The organism is Streptomyces sp. NPDC055140, from assembly GCF_053607285.1.
The window spans coordinates 1-3,493 of sequence record NZ_JBSGTG010000125.1 but is presented as its reverse complement, the minus strand read 5'-3'; the positions used below and the strand labels follow the sequence as shown (position 1 = coordinate 3,493).

Here is a 3,493-nt window from a genome sequence, read left to right as displayed (position 1 = left end):
CGTCAAGGAACACACCAACGGGCCCACGGGCCGCGCCGTCGACCCCCGCCGCACCGTGCGCATCGTGCCCGACCGCCCCGACGGCCAGGCCCTCCGCCCGTAGCCGCCAGGCGCATTGATCCCCGGCCCTCGGCCCCTGTCACCTCACGGTGCCGGGGGCCGCCCCATGCCCCCCCCGCAGCACCCCGCCCGGTCGTCCGGCCGGTTGCTGCGCTAGCCCGTCGCGTCCTGACGGTGACCCCACCCCGATTCGGCACCGAAGGAGCACCCCTACCCATGTCCGACCGACTCGAATGGGCCGCCCACACCAGCGGCGCAGAACTCCTCTTTCCCGGCGAGGACATCGACGGCGCCACCGTCGACACCGGCGAGATGGCCGTCGCCTTTTGGACCGGCAGCAACGGCATCGCCCTCAGCGGCCCGCCCGAGCAGCTCGCCGCCCGGCTCGAACAAGCAGCCGCCGTCGTCCGAGCAGCCGCAGCCCTTGTGCAGGATCCAGTGCGCCACCTCCCGGACGGACTAGACCCCTGGACCTGGATCATCCTCGGCACCGACACCGACTCCCCGACCGAACACGCCAACACCATCTGCCGCACGCCCGGCATCACCGTCCGCGATCCCCGCCGTGTCACCTGCGGCGACTGCATCACCACGTGGAACGACCGCTTCAGCAACACCTACGCCGTCCCCTGCGGCACGTTCACCTTCCCCACTGCCCGGCCCATCCCGCACGACCCCGCCGATCACACGATCGCTGACCAGCTGCCGTACGCGGGCATCACCTGGATCGACATGTACAGCGAAGGCGACGAGGAGGAGCTGCCCGGCGACGACGCCTACGACGGGATCGACGACGCCGTCACCACCGACTAGGACTAGGCCGATGGCTGCCACGCCCCTTGCCCCCGGCCCTGGGCCCCTGTCACCTCACGGTGCCGGGGGCCGCTCCACGCCCGTCCCTCCAGGACCCCCGTCTGCCGGCCGGACCTCATCCGTGCCCCATCTGTGTCCGCCTGCCTGGGGGTTGCGGGGCTTGCGGGGTGGATCGCCACTGTGTGGTCCACCGGGGCCCCGGGGGAGCGGTGACAACTTCCCGCTTCCTTGGGCCCCGCCAACCCCGCAGACTCGACTTCCTGGAAGGCGTTCCCCATGTCCATATCTGTCCCCGCCCCCGTCCCCGGCTCCGCCCCCGTCCCCTCCGTCCCCGTTCCCGCTGCCGGTACTGGCACGGTGCCGCGCTTCCCGCGGGTTCCCGCGCGGGCAGGCAATGCCAACGTCCGGGCCCTTCTCGCTCAGGGCATCCACCCCGCCAGCCGACAGCCCCTCACCGCCGCCACCGGCACCAACTGCGGGAACTGCGCCTTCGCCTACCGCATCAAGCTCCCCGACCGCGACGGGAACGGGGCCAGCAGCCTGCGTGAGCGTCTCAAGTGTGCGAAGGCCCCGATCAGCCGCCGAGGCCGCCAGGGCATCGACCTGCGCTCCGCCCACACCGACCCGAGCGCCACCCCAGCCTGCACATTGCACTGCAGCCACACGGACTGGCCGTACGACCCCGACGGGCGCTACGACACCGGTGCCGGGCAGATCGGCACCGGCCGCGACCACGACGACGACTGGGGCGTCTACGCGGTGTACCGGATCTTCGGCATCGACCCCGAGTACCAGCGAGCCTGGGTCGAGCTCGAAGCCGAAATGGTCCCTGACCCGGCCGCCCCCACCGGCTACATCACCCGGCCGCCGCGCCACTCGCGCCCGGACAAGCCGCACCTGTACCGGTTCTGGACCCGCCTGTCCCGCCTCCACACCGCCCACATCACCCACCCCACCGACACGGACACCGGCGCCTGCGAGCACCCGCTCGTCCGTAACGGCCGCGTCCTGCTCGGCCAACTGCACCCGTGAGGGATCCAACCTGTGCCGAGCACCTCACCGCGCTCCGCACCGTCGACGGCCCGCCCCATGCACATCCGGGGGCGGGCCGTCCCGCGTTGCCGCTCCCTGGTGCGCGGTCCCGCACCACGAGGCGTGCCCGGCTTTGCTGCCCCCAGGTCCGTGTGCGGGGGTCAAGAACGGATCCCACCACGGCTACCCGGCCGGTGCGGTCAAGCCTCGGCCCCGTTGTGACGCTGCGGCCCCCGGCGGCAGCGGGGGGAGTAGTGACCCTCCACCACGCTCCCGGGCCGTCCCACATCCAGCCCGGGCCCGGGAGCCCCGCGCTCCTGCCCCACACGAGTTTCGAGGACTTAGCCATGACTGCCACGCTCCGCGCCCACCGCGCCCGTAAAGCCCGCTCTCCCCGCTACGCCGACCGCGGTCCCTACCCGGCCGGCCCACGGTCGACGAGTCGGACCGTCAGCGCCGTCCGCTCCCGTCTCGCCCGCTCGCGGGAGCCGTACCTGCGCCGTGCCGCCCCGTGGCTCAAGACGCACCTGACGAGGGGAGAGTGGCGAAACAGCATGCAGGGGGCGCCATCCGGCGCGGGGGCATGGCGGCCGCGACCGCGTGGCGCTCCGGCGCGTACGGCCGGGCCGTGCCGTTCCCGAAGCTCGCCCGCTCGATGCTGCCCCGCGAGGAGCGCATCGGCCAACCTCGGCGCTGAGAACCCGCGGTCCGCCTGTCTTTCGCAGGTTGCGCTCGTTGCTCTGCCTCCAGCCATGTTCGGGGCACCGGCCCGAGGGAGCGGTGATCACCAACTCTCCCCCCTCGGGCCGTCGCACATCCCTCGCTTGCCGACCGACCGGAGGACCCGCCATGGACAAGCCCGATCAGCCCCGCACTGGACGTGCCTGTGAAGCACGCATCACGGCCAACGACACATGCGCCACCACGGACCGGCATCTCATCAACGAGGAAGGCGTGCCGATGCTGTGCAACTACGTCCCCGGACACGCACACCGCGGCGTCTACGCGACCGGTCGTCTCCCCGCCGGGCCCACGGGCACTGTCGCCGCCTGCGACAACTGCCAGGCCGACCACACCCGATACACCGCGCGGCTTGCGGAGATCACCGCAGGTGCCCGCCCCGATTCCGCTACCGCCGCCAACCGCGTGCGGGCCTGGACTGACGCCATGGACAACGCACGTCGCGTGACGCACACCGTCAGCATCCACGGACACGAGGACCTCTTTGTCAGTGTCACCGACGCTCTCGCCCTCGCCGAGCACGCCACCACGTCCGCGCAGCGCGACCAGCTGCGCACGACTGTCACCGCCTACCTGACCCACGCCACCGGTGAACCCCGCACCCTCGCCCCCAGCCGCGGACCACGCCCGCCGCTGTTCACCTACGACCTGCTGGTCCTCCTGGACGAGCAGGAGACCGCCGACAGGGACCAGGACGGGCTGATGTGCCCGAACGGCAACTGCCCGCCGGAGTGCACCGAAATCGACCTGTGCGAGGCGTGTACCCAGGACGAGGACGCGGAGGCGGCAGAGATCGAAGCCTCCACGGGCCTGCGCAAACCGGCTCCCCACGACGACGGCCCGGGCC

The 3,493-nt window shown here is 72.1% G+C and carries 4 protein-coding genes; all 4 read left to right on the top strand.

The annotated features are described in order from the left end of the window. Positions 1 to 276 precede the first annotated feature (276 nt). Complete coding sequence (locus tag ACWFR4_RS48060) at positions 277 to 873, top strand: hypothetical protein (protein ID WP_453658219.1); 597 nt, start codon at positions 277 to 279, stop codon at positions 871 to 873. 276 nt (positions 874 to 1,149) lie between these two features. After that, the gene (locus ACWFR4_RS48055; RefSeq protein WP_453658217.1) at positions 1,150 to 1,905 is read left to right on the top strand and encodes a hypothetical protein; all 756 of its coding nucleotides are present in this window, start codon (positions 1,150 to 1,152) and stop codon (positions 1,903 to 1,905) included. Between the two features lie 541 nt (positions 1,906 to 2,446). Next, positions 2,447 to 2,602: a hypothetical protein gene (locus tag ACWFR4_RS48050; protein ID WP_453658216.1), complete on the top strand. Its 156-nt coding sequence runs from the start codon at positions 2,447 to 2,449 to the stop codon at positions 2,600 to 2,602. Positions 2,603 to 2,754: 152 nt separating this feature from the next. Then, positions 2,755 to 3,493 (top strand): hypothetical protein (locus tag ACWFR4_RS48045; RefSeq protein WP_453658214.1); only part of this gene is annotated, 739 nt, incomplete at its 3' end.